Below are 16,749 nucleotides of genomic sequence, written 5' to 3' on the forward strand. Positions count from 1 at the left end.
CTCCCGTTCGAGCGAAGCCGAGAACGGGGGAGCGTGCCGGGCGTCGCGACGCCGCGGAGATCCGTCAGAAGGGGCCTAGGGCGACGGCCCCGTGCCGGGTCTGCGGTCGTGCCCTCGCGCCGGTGTGGCCGCTCGGTGTGCTCGACCGTCTCCGGCACCCCACGGTGTCCGAGGCCGTCACGGCAGGGCCGCGGACGAGGTGAGCGTCACGCCGCCGTCTCCTCGTGCGGCTGAGGCTGGAGGGCGAAGGAGTAGGGGGCCCACGGACCGCTGATCTCCACGCGGAGGCCGGGGACGCCCCGGGCGGCCGCCAGGATGCCCGTGCGGAAGGCGGCGACCCGGCCCTTCGGAACGAGGTAGGCGTCGTTGCCGATGTTGGTGCCCGGGGCCGAGCCCGCCAGGCTACCGCGTTCGGGGGTGTGGGCGACGCGGTCGACGGCGAGGGCGCCGGCCGTTTCGGTGAGGCGGGCGGCGGCCAGGGCGACCGTGCGCCAGGCGTCGTCGTTCCGGCGTTGTCTGCGACGGCGGATCACCTGGTAGGCGCGGCCGACTCCGAGGCCGGTGACCGGGTCCTGCTCGGGCTCGGTGCCGGCTTCGGGCGGGGTGATGTCCGGGGCGGCGTAGATCTTGACGCCGAGTTCGACATGGCCCGTGAGGCGGTCGAGCAGGGAGAGGAAGTAGCCGCGGCGGGTGTCGAGGGCCTGCCGGGCGGTGTCCTCGTCGCGGTAGACGGTGGCCAGGCGCAGGGGAAGCACGGCGGTGCCGGAGGCGACCAGGGCGGCCACCACGGCGTGGTGGGAGCGGACCGTGGATTCCAGCCAGTCCAGGTCGTCGAGGTGGGCCTGGAGGGGGGCTTCGGCGTAGTCGGCCGACGGGACGTGGCCGACGGCGAAGGCGAGTTGGGCGCCGGTGACCGCCGGGGCGACCAGGTGGATCGGCTCTCCGGCGACACCGCTCAGGTGGGCCGTCGCCGCTGCGGCCTCGGGGGTGCGGCGCAGGACCGCGTAGGCGTAGACGAGGTTCGTGTCGCTCATGACTGCGGGCTCCTGTCGGTGGCCGTGCGATTCCTCTCGCGAGACTCCGTTCTCGTGCCGTCCCTGCGTCCGTAGGTACGGAGGTGGCGGCGGAGGTGTTCACCGGAATAGCGACCGGGATGACCTTGCCCCTGGGGCAGGGCCGAGGGGCACGGCAGGAACGAGGACTTCCCTGTGCGCCGGACGCCGTACAGCGATCCGGGGAACTCGACACGGGGCACTGTCCCGCGAGCCGCGTCGGGCCTGCCGGCAGGGGCGCGCGGGGAGCGCCGTCAGGTGGCCCGTTCGCTGAACGGGGTCGCCTGGTGGAACCAGAGCAGCCAGCGGCCCTCCGTGCGCCGCCACAGCGAACTGCGGTGGGCGCGGCTGCCGTCGTACTCCGTGTCGTAGGTGAGATGGACCAGGTCCGGGGCGAGCTGGACGCCTCTCAGCGCGGAGACGGTGACGGGCCGGGCTCCCGGCTCACTGGTCGCGGCCAGGGAGGCGATGATCGCGGCCCGGCTCCAGTGCCGGCCGGAGGCGCCGAACTCGTGGAAGTCGGGGTGCAGCAGCGCCCCGACCCGCTCGGGCGAACGGCGGATCTCCGGGGTGAGCAGGGCCAGTTCGCCCTCCATCGCCGACTCGACGGCCGCGTTGTGCTCAGGCACCGGTCATCTCCACCAGCTTGACGACGGTGTTCCAGTTGCGGGTCGTGGCGATCACGCCCTTGTTGATGCGCGGTTTCGACAGCTGTTCGGCCAGCTTGGAGCGGCCCAGGCCGTTCGGGGCGTACAGGTACAGGGCCCGGTCCGCGAGGCGGAACTCCTCGGGGAGGCAGGCTTCTCGGTCGATCTCCGCGAAGCGGTCGGGGGTGACGGGCGCGGAGAAGTAGGTGACGTGGAGCTGCTTGGCTGCCAGGTCCGCGGCCGGGAACGGGCAGGCGTCGGCGATCGCCCGCAGATAGGCGTGGTCGCGCACGATCAGGTCGACGGCGAAGCCGAAGTGCTTCTCGACGGCCCGCGCGATCTCCGCGGCCAGGGACTCCTCGTCCCCGTGGCCGGAGGAGAACACGGCCTGGCCGCTCTGCAGGTACGTACGGACGTCGTCGAGGCCGAGGTCGGCCAGGAGCGTGCGCAGGTCGGCCATGGGGACCTTCCTGCTGCCGCCCACGTTGATTCCGCGCAGCAGAGCCGCGTATGTCGTCGTCATCCGCTCACGATAGAGCGGCCGTCGTGCCCCGTGGGGGTGGGCACGACGGCCGCGGCGGGCAGCTGCCCGGCCCCGTAAATTACTCACCGGTCTTCGCGGGGCACAACCGTCTGCTCAGGATCCACACACCCGGGGAGCCCGGTATGTCTCCCGATAGGTGTAAGGGACCACCGTCCGTGGGGGTCCTCCCCAGAGGGGAGGGGGTTCGCTCCGTGGGGATGAGGTGCGGCTCCGCCCTTTCACCGGGCAGCACGACGAGACGGCTTGATCCGTCCCATACCTTCGGAACGGAAGGGGGCGGCAGGGGGTCGCCACCGCATCACGAGGGGGCAGGCCCGTCATGGGGAACGGAGACATACGGGTGCGGGGGCTCGCCGCCCGGGCCGGTGGCTGGAGCGCCCGGCACCGATGGGCCGCCGTCGGCATCTGGGTGCTGTTCGTCGTCCTGGCGATGGGGCTCGGTTCGGCGGCGGGCCGGGTCGACGTCAAGGACAGCGACCAGCTGAAGGGCGAGACGCACACCGCCGCGCGGATCATCGAGGACGCCGGGATCGACGAGCCGGCCAGTGAGACGGTCCTGATCCAGGCGAAGCGCAGCGGCCTGAAGGCGACGGACGCCGAGTTCCGGGACGCCGTCGGCGCTGTCGTGCGGGCGGTCGAGGGGACGGGCCGGGTCACCGACGTGACCTCGCCGTACGACACGAAGACGATCTCGAAGGACGGCCGCAGCGCGCTCGTGCAGTTCGACGTGCGGGGCGAGCCGGACACCGCGGGCGAGCGGATCGAGCCGGTGCTGAAGGCCGTCGAGGGCGTCCAGCAGGACCACGCGGCGCTGCGGATCGAGGAGATCGGCGGCGCCAGCATCATGAAGACGTTCGACGACGCGTTCGGCGACGACTTCAAGAAGGCCGAGTACTCCGCGGTGCCGGTTGCCCTCGGCATTCTGCTCATCGCGTTCGGAGCACTGGTCGCGGCGCTGCTGCCGGTGGCGCTCGCGGTCACCGCGATCATGGCGACGATGGGCCTCATGGGCGTCGTGAGCCACGTCATGCCGATGAGCGACACGGCCAACTCCGTGATGCTGCTGGTCGGTCTGGCGGTCGGCGTCGACTACTGCCTGTTCTACCTGCGCCGCGAACGCGAGGAGCGCGAGGCCGGCCGGGACGCGCAGACGGCCCTCAGGATCGCCGCCGCGACCAGTGGCCGGGCGATCGTCGTCTCGGGTGTCACGGTGTGCGTGGCGATGGCGGGCATGCTGTTCACCGGGCTGGCCGAGTTCGAGGCGATGGGGCTGGCCTCGCTGATGGTGGTGGCCGTGGCGATGGTGGGCTCCGTGACGGTGCTGCCCGCGCTGCTGTCGCTGCTGGGCGAGCGCGTCGAGAAGGGCCGCATCCCGTTCCTGCGGCGGCGCAAGCGGGGCGGCGACAGCCAGGACAGCCGGTTCTGGACGGCCGTACTGCGGCGCGTCCTCGCCAAGCCGGTGATCGCCGTCGTCGTGGCGGCCGGTGCGCTGCTGGCCATCACGGCTCCCGCGCTCGGTATGAAGACGCAACAGTTCACCCTGGACCAGGAGTTCGGCGACTCGCTGCCCATCGTGCAGACGTACAACCGGCTCAACGACGCCTTCCCGGGCGGCTCCGAGCCGGCCGAGGTGATCGTCAAGGCGGACGACATCAACGCGCCCGAGGTGAAGTCCGCACTCGCCGACTTTCGCGAGCGGGCGATCAGTTCGGGCGCCTCGCGCGGCCCGGTGGAGATCAAGCTGCACGACGCGCAGAACGTCGCGTTCGTCTACGTCCCGCTGGTCGGCGGCTCGGACCAGGACAAGGCGGGCGCGAGCCTGGACAAGCTGCGCGACGAGGTGCGTCCGGCCACGCTCGGCAAGGTCGACGGCCTCGAGGCGCCCATCACCGGGCAGGTGGCCGGTTCCAAGGACTTCAACGACCAGCTGGCGGGCGCCGTCGTCCCGGTGTTCGCGTTCGTGGTGCTCTTCGCCTTCGCGCTGATGCTGCTGTCGTTCCGCTCGCTGACCATCGCGGTCACGTCGATCGTGCTGAACCTGCTGTCGGTGGGCGCCGCGTACGGCATCCTCGTCGCCGTCTTCCAGCACGGCTGGGGCGCGTCCCTGGTGGGCGCGGAGGGTGTCGGCGCCATCATCACCTGGTTGCCGCTGTTCCTCTTCGTGATCCTGTTCGGGCTGTCGATGGACTATCACGTGTTCGTGGTCTCCCGGATCCGTGAGGCGCGGCTGCGGGGCCTGCCGACGACGGACGCGATCCGGCACGGTGTGGTCACCACGGCCGGGGTGGTCACCAGTGCCGCGGTCATCATGGTCGCCGTGTTCGCGATCTTCGGGACGCTGTCCATGCAGTCCATGAAGCAGATGGGCGTCGGCCTCGCCGCCGCGGTGCTCATCGACGCGACGATCATCCGGGGCGTGCTGCTGCCGGCGGTGATGGCGCTGCTCGGCGAGCGCAACTGGTACCTGCCGAAGTGGCTGCACCGGCTGCCGGACCTCACGCACGACGAGGCACCGCAGGCGATCGCCCGACCGGCGGCGCGGGACGACGAGGGCGAGCCCGTCAAGGTCTGACCGAAACCGCCGCACGAAGGGCCCGTCGGTCTCCGGGGGAACCGACGGGCCCTTCCGCATCTGCCGCCGAGCAGCTGTTCGGGAGCCCCGAACCGGCTTCGGTCCCGCGGTGGACGGTCACCACCGGCAGACTCCTGAGCCTGAACTCCGAGTAGGGCCGAGACCCCGGGCCCTGATCGGTGACACCGCCTTCGCCTACGAGACGATGGAGCACGTCACCGGACGTCAATGCCTGGTCTGCCATGAGGCGTCCAGTGCGGCCTCGATGAGGTCGGCCGCGCGCCCGGTGCCGCCCTCCCGGGCCGTCTGCGCCTGGAGTTCCTTCAGCCGGCGTGCCACCTCGGGATCACCGGCCAGGGCGAGGGCCGCCTCGCGCAGGGTCTCGCCGGTCGCCTCCTCCGTAGGGAGGTACCGGGCCACGCCGAGACCCCGGAGCATCTCCGCGTTGGCGAACTGGTCCACTGCCTGGGGGACGGCGATCATCGGCGTGGCGGTGGCCAGGCCCTCCTGGCTGCCGCCGGCGCCGGCGTGCGTGACGAACAGGTCGGCCTGCTTCAGGATCGCCAACTGCGGCACCCAGGAGTGCACCTCGACGTTGGCCGGGACGTCCGCGAACCCGGCCGGGTCCACGTGCTTGCCGACGGAGAGCACCAGATGCCAGCCGGGCAGGTCGCCGAACGCCTTGACGCACTCCCGGTAGAAGCCGGGCTGTTTGGTGAAGGCGGAACCCAGGGACACGAGCACGACCTTCTCGGCGCCGGCGGGCCGCTGCCAGTCGCCGTCGGCCGCGCGGTCGCCCTGGCAGGCGCCGACGAAGGAGTACACGCGCTCGTCGACCCGGTCCGCGTTCGGCTGGAGCGCCTTCGGCAGCAGGACGATCGAGCGGTCGGGCCGGCCCGCGAAGTCGTCCGGGTGCAGGGTGATCCCGTTCTCCTCCAGCCAGGCGTGGAACCGGGCGTAGTAGGCGCGGCCCCGTTCCGTCTTCTTCGGCTCCTCCCACAAGGGCCGGGCGACCTCCTCCTCGTACCCCTCCCAGGCGACCATCGCCGGCGAGAGGGAGATCGCGGGGAGGCCCCAGCGGTGGGCGAGGACCCGGGCCGGGTAGGAGGCGATGTCGTGCAGGACGAGGTCGGGCTCGTCACCCGCGTAGGCCTCGGTCAGCTGCGGGAGGGCCTGGATCGCGTCGGTGAGGAACGGCTCCACGTTGTCCAGCAGCGTGCTCCCCCACGCCTCCGGGTCGTCGTCGGGCGAGGGCAGGGTCGTGTTCCAGGGCTTCACCTCCGCACCGGTGGCCGCGACCTTGCCGGCGAAGACCGGTGGGATGGCGTAGGTCACCCGGTGGCCGCGCGCCACGAGCTCGCGGATCACCTCCAGGCTCGGATTCACGTGGCCGTGGGCGGCGATGGAGAACATGGCGATGTGGACGCGAGGGGTCATGCCCAGACCGTACGCGAGACGATACGTCTCGTGCAATCAATATGCGCCGCAGCACCGGTAGCGCGCCGGCACCAGGTGCCGTCCTCCTCCAGTCGTCTCCGCAGCACACCGTCGCGGGTGCCGCCCCAGAAGCAGCCGGCCGCCGCCCGACCTGTGCCGATGCGACACTGACCGGTGAACGGCCGGGACCCGACGGCCGAAGCGCGGACGACGGAGGCGGACGATGGACGAGGCTCGGGCGCGGGACGTACTGGCGGCGGCAGGGGTGCTGCCCGGTGCGACCCGGAAGGCACGGCTGCTCGCCCTGGGCGAGAACGCGGTGTTCGCCGCCGGTGACCTGGTCGTCAAGGTGGGCCGGGACGCCGAACTCCTGGACCGGGCGCGCCGTGAACTCGACATCGCGGTGTGGCTCGCCGGGGCGGGTGTGCCGGCGGTGCGGGCGGCCGAGCCCGAGGCGCTGCTGGTGGACGGGCATCCGGTGACCCTGTGGCACCGGCTGCCGGATGCCGTGCGGCCCGCCGAGCCGCGGGACCTGGCCGCACTCCTTCGGGTCGTGCACGCCACCGCGCTGCCTCCGTTCGAGCTGCCGGGCCGCGATCTGCTGGGCGGTGTGGAGCGCTGGCTGCGGCTCGCGGGGGACGCGATCGACCCCGCGGACGCGGCGTATCTGCGCGAGCGGCGGGACGGGTTCGCCGCGCGGGCGGCCGCGCTCACCCCGCGTCTGCCGCCGGGGCCGATTCACGGGGACGCGCTGCCGCGCAATGTGCATGTCGGCCCCGACGGGCCCGTGCTGGTGGACCTGGAGACGGTGTCCGCGGATCTGCGCGAGCACGATCTCGTGGTGATGGTGCTGTCCCACGACCGGTACGGGCTCGGGGACGAGGCCTACGCGTCGTTCGCGCAGACCTACGGCTGGGACGTACGCGTATGGGAGGGCTGCGGTGTGCTGCGCGGGGCCCGGGAGACGGCCAGTTGTGCGTGGGTCGCCCAGCACGCGCCGAGCAACCCGAAGGCGCTGGCCGAGTTCGAGCGGCGAGTGAGGTCCTTGCGGGAGGAGGACGAGACGGTGCGGTGGTATCCGTTCTGACGGCCGGCGAACTCTGTCAGACCGGTTCGTCCGCCAACTCCCGCACGGGCCATGTCCCGTCGACCAGCGCCGTCGCGTCGCCCTTGCCACGCAGGAAGCTCTGGAAGTCCGCCGCCCACCGCGCGTACCACTCGATCTGGCGGTGGTGCAGGGCCGCCGGGCCGAGGGTGGCGATCTTGGGGTGGCGGTCGGCTATCGCGCCGGCCAGGCGGGCGGCCGCCAGAGCGTCGGCCGTGGCGTCGTGGGCGGCGTCGAGGACGACTCCGTATTCGGCGCAGACGGCTTCGAGGTTGCGCTTGCCGCGGCGGTAGCGGTCGACCCAGCGGTCGATGGCGTACGGGTCGATGACCGGGGCCGGGTCCATCCCGCCCAGGCGGTCGCGCAGGGACAGCAGGCCGTGGCGCCGCAACTCCGCGGAGAGCAGGGTGAGGTCGAAGGTCGCGTTGTAGGCGACGACCGGCACACCCGTCTTCCAGTAGGAGGTGAGGACGTCGGCCAGGGCGTCCGCCACCTGGTCGGCCGGTCTGCCCTCGGCCGCCGCGCGTTCGTTGCTGATGCCGTGCACCGCCACCGCGTCCTCGGGGATCGGAACTCCCGGGTCCGCGAGCCACTCCCGGCGCCCCATCGGCTCTCCGCCCCTGACCTCGATCACGGCCCCCGTGACGATGCGCGCCTCGCGCGGATCCGTGCCCGTCGTCTCCAGGTCGAAGCCGACCAGCAGCTCCCGGTGCCAGCTCATGGGCGGTCCCCCTTCTTGTGGTGCGTTCCCCCAGTGGCCTCCACCTTCGCACGCACCACTGACAATCAGAGGGCCGCGTTCCGCTCACGCCCGCCGACGGACCGGGCACCACCGCGCAAGGGGGGCACAGTTCACGACACCGGCCGCGAATCCGCCCACATCACCTCGAACTCCTCGCGATAGGTGGGGAAGAGGCCGCTTTCGTAGATCTCGCCCGACTTGACCACCTTGCCGCTGTTGCGCAGCACGAACACCGGTGCCTCCATGCCCCGCGTCCGGCGCAGGTAGTTCTGCACGACCGCGATGCCGTCCGCGCCGTCGCCGTCGACCAGGTACGCGGTGAAGCGGGGCGTCTCGTCGAAGACCTGGATCTCGAAGGCGCCCGGGTCGCGCAGCCGGGCGCGCACCCGGCGCATGTGCAGGATGTTCATCTCGACGGCCCGGCTGAGCTCACCGCGTTTGATGCCGAGTTCGCGCTCGCGCCGCTTCACCGCGCTGGAGGCCGGGTTGAGGAACAGCAGCCTGACCCGGCAGCCGGACTCGGCCAGCCGCACCAGGCGCCGGCCGGAGAAGTTCTGCACGAGCAGGTTGAGGCCGATGCCGATGGCGTCGAGACGGCGAGCGCCGCCGAAGATGTCCTCGGCCGGGAACTGCCGCATCAGCCGCACCCGGTCCGAGTGCACGGCGACCACGTCGGCGTACCGGTCGCCGACCAGGTCCTCGACCGCGTCGATGGGCAGCCGGCGCGCGGACGGCACGTCCCCACCGGCGACGAGCATCTCCAGCAGCCGGGCAGAGGCCCGCTCCGCCTGGCTCAGCACGGCCTCGGACAGGGCCCGGTTGCGGGAGACGACGTTGCGGGTGACCTCCAACTCGTCCAGAGCGAGCTCGACGTCCCTGCGGTCGTCGAAGTACGGCTCGAAGCAGGGCCAGTGCTGCACCATCAGCTCGCGAAGCTGCGGCAGGGTGAGGAAGGACAGCACGTTGTCGTCGGCCGGGTCGAGCAGGTAGCCCTTGCGGCGGCTGACCTCGCGCACGGCCACCGCGCGCTGCACCCACTCCTGGCCGGCCGGTCCGGCGGCGGCCACCACCCAGTCCTCGCCGTGCACCGGTTCGTAGACCGGCCGCAGGACGGCGGCGACCACCGCGCGCAGCCGCTGTTCGACGAGGTTCAGCCAGATGTAGGCCCGGCCGGCCCGCTGGGCGCGGGTGCGCACCTCGCGCCAGGCGTCGGCGTCCCAGTCCAGTTCCGGGCCGATCGAGCCCGTCGCGTCCATCGGCCGCGCCAGAGACACGGCACCGGTCGGGACGTCTGCGGAGTGCCCCTCGTGACCCTCGTCACCAGGGGGCAGCTCCAGCCCTCCCGAGCCCACCCGCGCACCGCCTTCCGCTCCCCCGGGCACCGCCCTTGTCAACGATCAAGGAAGGGTACTCCGGGAGCGGTCGGCGGTGCAGCCGGATGGGCAGGGTGGTTCTCAACCGCGCGGCCGCCATTGGCCGTTCTGCCAGGCGAGCTCGGCCGGAGTGAGCGGATTCATGGCGGTGACGTCGCGCGGGGCGATGGAGAAGCCCTGCCAGTGGACGGGCATGGGCTGCTGGTCCTCGTCCCGGGCTATGTGGTGGAAGCCGATGTTCATCCAGACCACCGGGTGGGTCAGGGTCTGTCCGTTCACCCACTTGTCGACGGACTTTCCGGCTCCGGCCCCGCAGTTGCCGGGGTTGTGGCTGGCGAACAGTTCGCACTTGTTGTACTGCGTGATGTACAGGTCACGCTTGGTGTAGCTGCGGCCCGGGTACTTGGTCGTGGCCCCGGGGACGATCTCGTAGGAGCGCGCGTGTCCGTCCTTGTTCTTGCCGGTCGCGCTGACCATGCGCCACCAGCGGTAGTTCTTGCTGTCTCCGGCCAGTTCCTTGGTCACCTTGGTGCGGGTCGTCCTGGTGGTGGGGGCACCCTGGCCCCGGGTCGGCGCGGCGACGGCGGAGTCGTACTGCTCGACGCGGTTCTTGGTGGAACCGTCCAGGGCGAAGTCGAGCCGCCAGAAGACGTTGTGGCTGTGGCTGGTGGCCTTGGCTCTCGCGCCCTTGCCGATGGGCCAGCCGCGGCCGTCACCGGCGTCGTAGTCGTCCCAGGACAGGCTGCCGGTGGCGCCGACGTTCATGGTGATCGTGCCGTCGTCCTGGAAGCGCCACTCGGTCATGTACTCGTACCAGCCGACCTGGTTCACCGTGTAGACGAGGAGGTCCTTGCCCTGGGCCTGGTAGACCTTGTTCGCGGTGTCGCCCTGCATGCGGTAGGCGTGGCCGCGGGAGCGGGTGGTGGTGCACAGGCCCTTGACGTTCGGGTCGTCGGTCCAGGAGTCGGGGACCTTGACGGTCTTGATGGCCCCGCCGGGGCACTCGCCCGGTGCCAGGTTCATCAGGCCCTGGGCGAAGCCGAAGCCGGTGAGGTCGTCGTACTCGACCGAGCCGTCGTCGTAGGGGACGTGGATCTGGCCCAGGCGGGCGCTGTTGAGGACTCTGATCGGTTTGGGCTCGCCCTTGGGCTGGTACGAGATCTTCTCCAGGACGAGGCCGGCCTTGCCGTCGTAGCGCCAGCACATCCGCCAGGTCGTGCCGGAGGACAGCTTCTGCTCGATGCGGTAGGCGGCGCTGCAGTCGGCGGCCGGTGCCGCCGCGGGGGCGGCCTTCGGCTGGGCGGTGGCCGGTCCGGCGCCGGCCGTGGCGCCGGCAGCCAGCACGGCCACGGTCAGGCCCACGGCCGCCCGGGTGCGGACCTTGGTGTTGCTGTTCACACGCATGACGAGATGACTCCCTGACGAGGAGGAGCGAGGTGGACGGGTGAGCGAAGAGGGTGCGTCAGCCGAGCCGGGCGACCTTGCGGGCGCTCAGGTCGATCACCAGCGACCTGGCGTCGACCCACGGCCCGTTCTTGATCTTCGGGAACAGCCGGACACAGCGGTGCTCCCCGCACCGGTCGAGCGCGGCGGGCTGGGCGCCCGGCGCGGCCCGGTAGACGGCGCCGCTGAGCTGGAGCTGGTCCGGGGAGGTGAGCGCCTTGCCGGTGGCGTCCTGGTAGTCGGCCCTGAGGTCCGCCCCCAGCGGGTCGGCGATCAGGAGTGCGGCCGCCTCGGCCTTCTCGGCGCGACTGAACGGCGGCTGGACGCCGTGCTGGGTGCCTGTGCTCACCACCTTGCCGGTGCCGAGGTCGACGGTCCGGGTGACGAGGGTGTCGTCCCGGTAGTCGTAGAACGTCACGTCGGCACGCCGGGGCGCGTCCGGCTTGCCCACCTCGTCGGCCTCGGGTTCGGCGAGGTCGACGCCGAGGCGCTGCGGGCCGCGGTCGCCGTCGACGCTCTCACTGCTCTGGAACAGTTGCCGGCTGAGAGCGATCTTCTCGACCCGCTTCAGCTCGTCGTCGGTCAGCGGATCACGGCCCTCGCCCCGCTGCCCTTCGTCCGGCGCCTCCTCCACGACCCCCGGCGCCACGGCCCGGCTCCCGCCCGCCGGACCGCCGTCCGCCGGACCGCCGGTCTCCCGCGGGACGGACTGCCCCGCACGGGTCCCCGTGTCGTCCGCCCCCGCCGTGCCCGGCAGGGTGATCCCGATCATCACGGCGGTCCCGGCCACCGCGATGGCCGTACCCGCCACCACCTTGCCCAGGTGGCGGTGCACTATGTTGCGCACGTCTTCCCCCTACTCCCCCAAGCCCCGGGAGTATGTGATTGCCCCAATGGTTTGGCATACCGCGTATGCACTGGTCACTCGGTAAGAGGGAGATAAGTCATAGGAGGTTCCCTCACTTTCGGGGAGACTCGGGACCAAGGCGTCCCCACCGGCGCCGCACACCTGAAAGAGTCGTATTCATGCAGGTCTGGCCTGGCGAGGCGTATCCACTCGGTGCCACGTACGACGGCGCCGGTACCAATTTCGCGGTCTTCACGGAGGCCGCGGACCGAGTAGAGCTGTGTCTGCTGCACGACGACGGCTCGGAGACGGCGATCGAGCTCCGGGAGAGCGACGCGTTCGTGCGGCACGCGTATGTGCCGGGCATCATGCCGGGACAGCGGTACGGGTTCCGGGTGCACGGCCCGTACGCACCGGAGCGCGGACTGCGCTGCAACTCCGCGAAACTGCTGCTCGACCCGTACGCGCGTGCGATCAGCGGTTCGATCCAATGGGGCGAGGAGGTCTACGGCTACCACTTCGACGATCCCGACCGGCGCAACGATCTCGACTCGGCGCCGCACACGATGACGTCGGTCGTGGTCAACCCCTACTTCGACTGGGGCGACGACCGGCGCCCGCGCACCGAGTACCACCACACGGTGATCTACGAGGCCCACGTCAAGGGCCTCACCATGCGCCACCCCGGCCTCCCGGAGGAGCTGCGCGGCACCTACGCGGCCCTCGCGCACCCGGCGATCATCGAGCACCTCACCGAGCTCGGGGTCACCGCCCTGGAGCTGATGCCCGTACACCAGTTCGTGAACGACCACCGGCTGGTCGACATGGGCCTGAACAACTACTGGGGCTACAACACCATCGGCTTCTTCGCGCCGCACAACGCCTACGCGTCCTGGGGCGACCGGGGGCAGCAGGTGCTGGAGTTCAAGTCGGCGGTCAAGGCGCTGCACGAGGCCGGGATCGAGGTGATCCTCGACGTGGTCTACAACCACACCGCCGAGGGCAACCACCTGGGCCCGACCCTGTCCTTCAAGGGCCTGGACAACTCGCGCTACTACCGGCTGACGGAGGACCCGCGCTACTACATGGACACGACCGGGACGGGGAACTCCCTGCTCATGCGGTCCCCGCACGTGCTCCAGCTGATCATGGACTCGCTGCGGTACTGGGTGACGGACATGCACGTGGACGGGTTCCGCTTCGACCTGGCGGCGACGCTGGCCCGGCAGTTCCACGAGGTGGACCGGCTGTCGTCGTTCTTCGACCTGGTGCAGCAGGACCCGGTGGTCTCCCAGGTGAAGCTGATCGCCGAGCCGTGGGACGTGGGCGAGGGCGGCTACCAGGTGGGGAACTTCCCGCCGCTGTGGACCGAGTGGAACGGCAAGTACCGGGACACCGTGCGCGACCTGTGGCGGGGCGAGCAGCGCACGCTCGCGGAGTTCGCCTCCCGGCTGACCGGCTCGTCCGACCTGTACCAGGACGACGGGCGCCGCCCACTGGCCTCGATCAACTTCGTGACCTGCCACGACGGCTTCCCGCTGCACGACCTGGTGGCCTACAACGACAAGCACAACGACGCCAACGGCGAGGGCAACCGGGACGGCGAGAGCCACAACCGGTCCTGGAACTGCGGAGTCGAGGGCGAGACCGACGATCCGGACGTGCTGCGGCTGCGCGCCCGGCAGATGCGCAACTTCATCGCGACGCTGATGCTGTCCCAGGGCGTGCCCATGATCAGCCACGGCGACGAGTTCGCCCGCACCCAGCACGGCAACAACAACGCCTACTGCCAGGACAACGAGCTGTCCTGGGTCGAGTGGCCGGAAGAGGGGGAGGACGCCGAGGGCGGGCTGAGCCGGGAGCTGCTGGCCTTCACGCGGGCGATGGTGTGGCTGCGCCGGGACCACCCGGTCTTCCGCCGCAGGCGCTTCTTCCACGGACGGCCCGTGGAGGGCACGCACGACGACCTGTCCGACATCGCCTGGTTCACTCCCGACGGCCGGGAGATGACCCAGCGCGACTGGGACTCGGCGCAGGCCTCGGCGCTGACGGTGTTCCTCAACGGCAACGCGATCTCCGAGCCGGGCGCGCGCGGGGAGCGCATCACCGACGACTCCTTCCTGCTGATGTTCAACGCCTCGCCGAAGCCGTTGGAGTTCGTGGTTCCGGTCAATCACGGGCGGCAGTGGGAGGTCGTGGTCGACACGGCCCGCGCGAGCGGGCTCCCCTCCGACACCGGCCCGAAGGTGCAGGCCGGGGACCGGCTGACCCTGACGGACCGGAGCATGACGGTGCTCCAGCGGCCCGTGTGACCGCCCGGCGGCCCCCCGGGGCCGTGCCGCCGCCGCGTCGTCCGGAAAGAGCCACTCGTCCGGGCGACGCGCGGCGCACCTGGCGCGAGCGATGACACGAACGGCGGCGTGGCGGGTACGTACGTTTCCATGACACCTGAGCGACCTGACCCCTTGGTGCCCACGGCCACGTACCGGCTGCAGCTGCAGCCCGACTTCCCGTTCGGAGCAGCCGCGGCCGCCGTGCCGTACCTGGCCTCGCTCGGCGTCTCGCACCTGCACCTGTCCCCCGTCCTGGAGGCGGTGCCGGGCTCGACGCACGGCTACGACGTCGTCGACCACGCGCGCGTGCGTGAGGAGCTGGGCGGCGAGGAGGGGCTGCGGGCACTGGCACGCACCGCACGCGAGCACGGCCTCGGCCTGGTGGTGGACATCGTCCCCAACCACATGGCCATGTCCCCGCGTCACAACCGCGCCCTGTGGGAGGTGCTGCGCGAGGGCCCGAAGTCGCCGTACGCGCGCTGGTTCGACATCGACTGGGAGGCGCAGGACGGCCAGGTGCTGCTGCCGGTCCTCGGCGGGCCGCTGGGCGAGGTGCTCGACGAGCTGCGCGTCGACGGTGACGTCCTGCGCTACTACGACCACGTCCTGCCGCTGCGCGAGGGCACCGAGGACCTGCCGCTGCCGCAGCTGCTGGACGCCCAGTGGTACCGCCCGGTGTGGTGGCGGCTGGCCCGGACCGAACTCAACTACCGGCGCTTCTTCAGCATCTCGGAGCTCATCGGGGTCCGGGTGGAGGACCCCGAGGTGTTCGAGGCCACCCACGGCACGATCCTCCGGCTGCTCCACGACGGTGTGATCGACGGGCTGCGCGTCGACCACCCCGACGGGCTCGCCGACCCCGACGACTACCTCACGCGGCTGCACGAGGCGACCGGGGGCCGCTGGACGGTCGTGGAGAAGATCCTGGCCGACGGCGAGCACCTGCCGGCGTCCTGGCCCGTCGCCGGGACCACCGGCTACGACGCCCTGCGGCACGTGGACGGGGTCTTCACGGACCCGGCCGGGTTCGGGGACCTCCTGGGGCGGTACCGGCGCTACGCGGCCCCGCAGACGGACCGGGGCGGGCAGTGGGAGGCGACGGTGCGGCGGGCGGCGTACAAGGTCCTCACGCACGAGCTGGCCACCGAGACCGACCGGCTGACGCGGGTGGCGACCCGGCTCTGCGCGACCTCACCGGAACCGGCCCTGCGCGACCGCGCGCCCTGGGCGCTGCGCACGGCACTCCAGGAGCTCCTCGTACGGATGGAGGTCTACCGGTCCTACGAGTCCGTCGACGCGGCGACCGTGGTCACCGAGGCGGCGGCGGCCGAGGCCCGGCAGGCCTTCGCGGTGCCCGAGGAGGCCGGTGCCGTGGACGTCGTCCGGGACCTCGTGCTGGGGCGGTACGGCGACGGGCCCGCGCAGCTGGAGTTCCGGACGCGGTTCGCGCAGACCTCGTCGGCGCTGCGGGCCAAGTCGGTGGAGGACACGGCGTTCTACCGGTACGTGCCGCTGCTGTCGGCGACCGAGGTGGGCGGGAATCCGGGCGCTCCCGCGCTGTCGCCGGAGGAGTTCCACGCGTACTGCGCCCGTCTGCAGCGCGACTGGCCGGTGTCCGGCACCGTGGCCTCGACGCACGACACCAAGCGCAGTGCCGACGTCCGGGCGGCGCTGCACGTGCTCACCGAGTGCCCGGAGCGCTGGGCGGACGTGCTCGCGGAGGTGACCCGGGCCGGGGAGGGCGCGCCCGACGCGCAACTGGCGTGGGCGGCCTGGCAGACGGTGTTCGGACTGGGCCCGGCGTCTGGGGCGCTGGAGCGGGTGCGGGGGGCGCTGCTGAAGCATGTGCGGGAAGCCGGCCTGTACACGAGCTGGACCGAGCGGCAGCCGCCGTACGAGGAGGCGGTGGAGCGGTTCGTGGCGGCCGGGCCGTGCGGGGCGCCGGGTGAGCGGGTCGCCGCCTTCCGGGAGTCACTGGCGCCGCACATCCGGTCCAACGTGCTGGGCACGGCCCTGGTGCAGCTGACGATGCCCGGCGTCCCGGACGTCTACCAGGGCACGGAGGTCGAGTACCGGGCGCTGGTCGACCCGGACAACCGGCGGGCGGTGGACTTCCCGCCCGAGGAGTCCGGCGGCGCGTCCGCGCAGAAGGCGGCGGTGACGCGGGCGGCGCTGGGACTGCGGGCCCGGCGGCCCGGCGCCTTCGGCGACACGGCGACGTACACGGCTCTGCCGGCCGAGGGACCGGCGGCGGCCCACTGCCTGGCCTTCGTCCGCTCCGGAGAGGTGCTGACGGCCGTGACGCGCCTGTCCCTGCGGCTCGCGGAGGCGGGCGGCTGGCGGGACACAGGGCTGCCGCTGCCGCCGGGCCGCTGGGCGGACGTGCTGGAGCCCGGGCGGGAGTTCACGGGGCACGCGCGCGTGGAGGAACTGTTCGCGGGGGTGCCGGTGGCGCTGCTGGAAAGGGTGGGTGACTGAGTTCAGGGGACGGGGGGCAGTGCTCGGAGCAGTCCTCGTCGGCGGCTCCTCGCCCCGGCGGGCGGGGGCTGCACCAGCAGTGGCCGGCGGCCAGTGCTTCCGGGCGCCCCCGGGAGCCTCCCCGGTCGCGCCCTTGACACCGCACCATGGCCGTGGGGTACTGCGATGGCGAACTC

General features: G+C 71.8%; 12 protein-coding genes. 4 read left to right on the top strand and 8 right to left on the bottom strand.

The features are described 5' to 3' along the window. Window positions 1-206 precede the first annotated feature (206 nt). The 3 genes from QNO09_RS13395 to QNO09_RS13405 all read right to left on the bottom strand — a co-directional run bounded on the left by QNO09_RS13395 (window position 207) and on the right by QNO09_RS13405 (window position 2,222). Entirely contained in the window at window positions 207-1,034 is an 828-nt protein-coding gene (locus QNO09_RS13395; RefSeq protein WP_283970369.1) for a GvpL/GvpF family gas vesicle protein, read from the bottom strand. A 272-nt stretch (window positions 1,035-1,306) separates the two neighbouring features. Further along, the gene (locus QNO09_RS13400) at window positions 1,307-1,681 is read right to left on the bottom strand and encodes a nuclear transport factor 2 family protein (RefSeq protein ID WP_283970370.1); all 375 of its coding nucleotides are present in this window, start codon (window positions 1,679-1,681) and stop codon (window positions 1,307-1,309) included. After that, a complete protein-coding gene (locus QNO09_RS13405) occupies window positions 1,674-2,222 on the bottom strand; it encodes a DUF1697 domain-containing protein (RefSeq protein ID WP_283970371.1) in 549 nt (182 codons plus the stop codon). Before QNO09_RS13405 ends, QNO09_RS13400 begins: the two co-directional genes overlap by 8 nt. A gap of 340 nt (window positions 2,223-2,562) precedes the next feature. Between QNO09_RS13405 and QNO09_RS13410 the strand changes: the two genes are divergently transcribed. Next, window positions 2,563-4,815, top strand: a complete 2,253-nt coding sequence (locus QNO09_RS13410; protein WP_283970372.1) for an MMPL family transporter — start codon at window positions 2,563-2,565, stop codon at window positions 4,813-4,815. 225 nt (window positions 4,816-5,040) lie between these two features. Here the strand turns inward: QNO09_RS13410 and mgt are convergent, their stop codons facing one another. Beyond that, window positions 5,041-6,252 carry a macrolide-inactivating glycosyltransferase gene (mgt, locus tag QNO09_RS13415; protein ID WP_283970373.1) on the bottom strand — a complete coding sequence of 404 codons (1,212 nt, stop codon included), beginning with the start codon at window positions 6,250-6,252 and terminating at the stop codon, window positions 5,041-5,043. A gap of 223 nt (window positions 6,253-6,475) precedes the next feature. On the opposite strand from mgt, the gene QNO09_RS13420 reads away from it, so the two are divergent. Beyond that, the gene (locus tag QNO09_RS13420) at window positions 6,476-7,339 is read left to right on the top strand and encodes a phosphotransferase enzyme family protein (RefSeq protein WP_283970374.1); all 864 of its coding nucleotides are present in this window, start codon (window positions 6,476-6,478) and stop codon (window positions 7,337-7,339) included. Window positions 7,340-7,355: 16 nt separating this feature from the next. Here the strand turns inward: QNO09_RS13420 and QNO09_RS13425 are convergent, their stop codons facing one another. From QNO09_RS13425 to QNO09_RS13440, 4 genes are all read right to left on the bottom strand, one after another. Then, a complete protein-coding gene (locus tag QNO09_RS13425; protein WP_283970375.1) occupies window positions 7,356-8,078 on the bottom strand; it encodes a 3'-5' exonuclease in 723 nt (240 codons plus the stop codon). Window positions 8,079-8,209: 131 nt separating this feature from the next. Continuing rightward, entirely contained in the window at window positions 8,210-9,481 is a 1,272-nt protein-coding gene (locus QNO09_RS13430; RefSeq protein ID WP_283970376.1) for a DUF5919 domain-containing protein, read from the bottom strand. Between the two features lie 72 nt (window positions 9,482-9,553). Then, entirely contained in the window at window positions 9,554-10,876 is a 1,323-nt protein-coding gene (locus QNO09_RS13435; RefSeq protein WP_283970377.1) for a copper amine oxidase, read from the bottom strand. Between the two features lie 58 nt (window positions 10,877-10,934). Then, window positions 10,935-11,762: a Tat pathway signal sequence domain protein gene (locus QNO09_RS13440; protein WP_283970378.1), complete on the bottom strand. Its 828-nt coding sequence runs from the start codon at window positions 11,760-11,762 to the stop codon at window positions 10,935-10,937. 179 nt (window positions 11,763-11,941) lie between these two features. On the opposite strand from QNO09_RS13440, the gene glgX reads away from it, so the two are divergent. Continuing rightward, a complete protein-coding gene (glgX, locus tag QNO09_RS13445) occupies window positions 11,942-14,074 on the top strand; it encodes a glycogen debranching protein GlgX (RefSeq protein WP_283970379.1) in 2,133 nt (710 codons plus the stop codon). A gap of 129 nt (window positions 14,075-14,203) precedes the next feature. Next, window positions 14,204-16,573, top strand: a complete 2,370-nt coding sequence (treY, locus tag QNO09_RS13450; protein WP_283970380.1) for a malto-oligosyltrehalose synthase — start codon at window positions 14,204-14,206, stop codon at window positions 16,571-16,573. Window positions 16,574-16,749 lie beyond the last annotated feature (176 nt).

Origin of the sequence: Streptomyces sp. 378, from assembly GCF_030124145.1 — a bacterium.
Classification (GTDB): domain Bacteria; phylum Actinomycetota; class Actinomycetes; order Streptomycetales; family Streptomycetaceae; genus Streptomyces.

Excerpts from the sequence above, each read along its gene's own strand:
- QNO09_RS13435 (WP_283970377.1), bottom strand. The coding sequence starts at position 10,876 with ATGCGTGTGAACAGCAACACCAAGGTCCGCACCCGGGCGGCCGTGGGC.
- QNO09_RS13420 (WP_283970374.1), top strand. The coding sequence starts at position 6,476 with ATGGACGAGGCTCGGGCGCGGGACGTACTGGCGGCGGCAGGGGTGCTG.
- QNO09_RS13425 (WP_283970375.1), bottom strand. The coding sequence starts at position 8,078 with ATGAGCTGGCACCGGGAGCTGCTGGTCGGCTTCGACCTGGAGACGACG.
- QNO09_RS13410 (WP_283970372.1), top strand. The coding sequence starts at position 2,563 with ATGGGGAACGGAGACATACGGGTGCGGGGGCTCGCCGCCCGGGCCGGT.
- QNO09_RS13405 (WP_283970371.1), bottom strand. The coding sequence starts at position 2,222 with ATGACGACGACATACGCGGCTCTGCTGCGCGGAATCAACGTGGGCGGC.
- mgt (WP_283970373.1), bottom strand. The coding sequence starts at position 6,252 with ATGACCCCTCGCGTCCACATCGCCATGTTCTCCATCGCCGCCCACGGC.
- QNO09_RS13395 (WP_283970369.1), bottom strand. The coding sequence starts at position 1,034 with ATGAGCGACACGAACCTCGTCTACGCCTACGCGGTCCTGCGCCGCACC.
- glgX (WP_283970379.1), top strand. The coding sequence starts at position 11,942 with ATGCAGGTCTGGCCTGGCGAGGCGTATCCACTCGGTGCCACGTACGAC.
- treY (WP_283970380.1), top strand. The coding sequence starts at position 14,204 with ATGACACCTGAGCGACCTGACCCCTTGGTGCCCACGGCCACGTACCGG.